This window comes from Iodidimonas sp. MBR-22 (assembly GCF_029946565.1).
GTDB classification, from domain to species: Bacteria; Pseudomonadota; Alphaproteobacteria; order Sphingomonadales; family Rhodothalassiaceae; genus Iodidimonas; species Iodidimonas nitroreducens.
On sequence record NZ_JARKVQ010000032.1, the window covers coordinates 1 to 3,068 of the forward strand.

The 3,068-nt window shown below is 52.1% G+C and carries 2 protein-coding genes; one reads left to right on the forward strand and one right to left on the reverse strand.

Annotated elements, in window-relative coordinates:
• On the reverse strand, nt 1–632 hold a 632-nt coding region (locus tag QK300_RS13455; RefSeq protein ID WP_281302218.1), incomplete at its 3' end, for an FAD-dependent oxidoreductase.
• Between the two features lie 210 nt (nt 633–842).
• Between QK300_RS13455 and QK300_RS13460 the strand changes: the two genes are divergently transcribed.
• Entirely contained in the window at nt 843–2,921 is a 2,079-nt protein-coding gene (locus QK300_RS13460) for a glycoside hydrolase family 97 protein (protein ID WP_281302219.1), read from the forward strand.
• Nucleotides 2,922–3,068 lie beyond the last annotated feature (147 nt).

The following is a 3,068-nucleotide window of genomic DNA, read 5'->3' on the forward strand; positions in this document are numbered from 1 at the left end:
TTTTCCAATGAAACCGATTGAATGAAGCCATCCTCCCCACGCAGCTTCACATCCACCACACGGCCTTCAAGGCGCTCGACCCCCCGTGCCTCGCTATAGCCCCGCAGCATCGCCGCATAAAGCCCCGCATCAAAATGAAAAGCATAATCAAAAGTTGATTGCACAAGGCGAGGATCGCGTATGGGACGTTCAAATTTTGCCGCCCGCGCCATGGTCCAGGCCATGGAAAAATGTTCAAAAGGCGTGTCGTCGCCAGCGGCCCGCGCCTTTAGCCAATGGTGATAAAGCGGCACCCGATCAAAATCGACACCAAAGGAGCCAAAAGGATGAAAATAGCGCGCCCCCTCTTGCGCCCACCCATGAAAATCAATGCCGAGCTTATATGTGCCTTTGGTCTGGCGCAGAAAATCTGCCTCATCAAGCCCTAAAGACTGATGGAAAATCTTGAGGGGAGGAATCGTTGCCTCGCCCACGCCAATGGTGCCGATGGCATCGGATTCAATGAGCCTGATACGACAAGATCGCCTCAAAGCATTTGACAAAGCCGCCGCCGCCATCCAACCGGCCGTTCCACCACCAATAATGGCAATTCTTCTGATCAAACGATCCGAGAGAGCTTCATGCGCAGTCATTCTATCATCTTACAAAAAATTGCAAAAATTCTCTTCCCATTTTATAGCTTTATAAACAGTCTATTGTGACTATTTAGAACTAAAAAATGAAAAATAATCATAGTGCAATCACATTTTTTTGCAAGAATTAACAAATTCCGCTATCATGCGTGCAAAGGGTCAGAGTCTCTGACCGGATAGAAATATCAGATATTCAGGAAAGGACAGGGGATGCAGCCATCATCTAAAACGGGAACAAAGGCCCGATCAGGCAGCCGCGTTTATCAGTTCATGCGCCTTTTCAGCGCCTTGTGCCTTTTCATTTTGCCCCTGAACGCCATGGCGCGTTCTGAATCAGCTTCAGTTACGGAAGCAGAGATCGCATCCCCCGATGGCAAAATACGGGTCCGTGTTGAAAGCATCGATGGAAAGCCCGGCTATCGGGTTTTTTATCAGCAAAAGCCGGTGATCGCTTTCAGCCGTCTGGGCCTTGATTTTGCAGATATTCCCGATCTGGCAGAAGATTTGAAAATCGCCAGCAGCCAGCACAGCCGCCATGACAGCACATGGACACAGCCATGGGGCGAGGAAGCGCGCATCCGCGATCAGCATCATGAATTGCGTGTTGTTTTCAAATCCATCCATGATGATGACCGCGAAATGACGGTCGCCTTCCGCGTTTTCAATGATGGTGTGGGCTTTCGCTATGAAATCCCCCGGCAAAATGGGGCTTCAGATGTCAAGATCATGGATGAACTGACCGAATTCAGCTTTCATGACAATCTTAAGGCATGGTGGATTCCTGCCTACCAAGACAATCGCTATGAATATCAATATGCCCAATCCTCGGTCGATAGCCTCGATGTGATCCACACGCCCGCCACCTTTGAAGCCACTGATTATGCTCTCAGCATTCACGAAGCCGCACTGGTGGATTATGCCAGTATGGCTCTCCGCCGCCCCGCCATGCATGGCCAAACCCTGAAAGCCGATCTGGTGCCCTGGGCCGATGGTGTACGGGTTTATGCCACTTTACCGGCAAAAACTCCGTGGCGGACCATCCAGATCGCCGAAAAAGCTTATCAACTGGCTGATTCCCGGCTCATTCTCAATCTCAATGAACCCAATAAGCTGGGCGATGTTTCCTGGGTCAAGCCGGGAAAATATATCGGCATCTGGTGGTGTATGCATATCCGTACCTGCACATGGGAAACCGGCGAAAAGCATGGGGCAACAACGAACAACGCCATCAGATATATCGATTTCGCCGCCAAACACGGCTTTGATGGTGTTTTGATCGAAGGCTGGAATATCGGCTGGGATGGCAATTGGTACGAGAATGGCGAGCTGTTCCGCTTTGCCGAACCAACACCGGATTTCGATATCGAAAAAATTGCCGCCCATAGCCGCAAAATGGGGGTTCCGATCATCGGCCATCATGAAACCAGCGCCAATATCCAAAATTATGAAGCCCAGCTTGATGCAGCCTTTGCATTCAACGCAAAGCACGGCATGCGGGCAGTGAAAACCGGCTATGTGGGCACCCGGCTGGATCACAAGGAATGGCATCATGGCCAGTATATGGTCGAACATTTCTCGAAAGTTATGGAAACGGCGGCCCGTAATAAAATTGCCATCAATGCCCATGAACCGATCAAAGACACCGGCTTGCGCCGCACTTATCCCCATATGATGTCACGCGAAGGGGCGCGGGGCGGCGAATATGATGCCTGGAGCCACGCAGCCCAGGGCAATCATCCCGATCACACAACCATCCTGCCCTTCACCCGGATGCTGGCAGGCCCGATGGATTATACACCTGCCATTTTCGATCTGCGCTTTGGCCCCAATGAGGACAATGGCGTTTCAACCACCCTCGCCAAACAGCTTGCCCTGATGGTGGTGATCTACAGCCCCCTGCAAATGGCGGCTGATCTGCCGGAGAATTATGAAGGGCATCCGGCCTTCCAGTTTGTAAAAGATGTGCCTGCAGATTGGTCGGAAAGCCGCGCCCTTGATGGCAGGATCGGTGATTATTTTGTCATGGCCCGGAAGGATCGCGCCAGCGAAGATTGGTATGTGGGGGCGATCAGCGATGAAGAGGCGCGCCAAATCCCCTTATCCCTCGATTTTCTTGAACCCGGGGTGCGCTATCGGGCCACCCGCTATCAGGATGGCGCATCAGCCCATTGGCTCCATAATCCCCAGCCTTTCGAGATTGTGGAGGATAAGGTAACAGCCGATCAAAGCCTGATGCTCGATCTTCGGCCCGGCGGCGGACAGGCCATTCGCTTCACGCCCTTGCCATAGGATCTGGCCGGTATCCAATGAGGTGGGGGTGTTTTGCTTTCGTCATCGCGGCCTTTTTCTTCATCACCCGGCCCCCGAGCCGGCAACTGTGTTATTGGTTCATGGATGGAATGGTTTTTTATCGCGGATGATTGCATTTGCGGTGAC

Coding starts and splice junctions, on each gene's coding strand:
- QK300_RS13460 (WP_281302219.1), top strand. CDS start 843: ATGCAGCCATCATCTAAAACGGGAACAAAGGCCCGATCAGGCAGCCGC.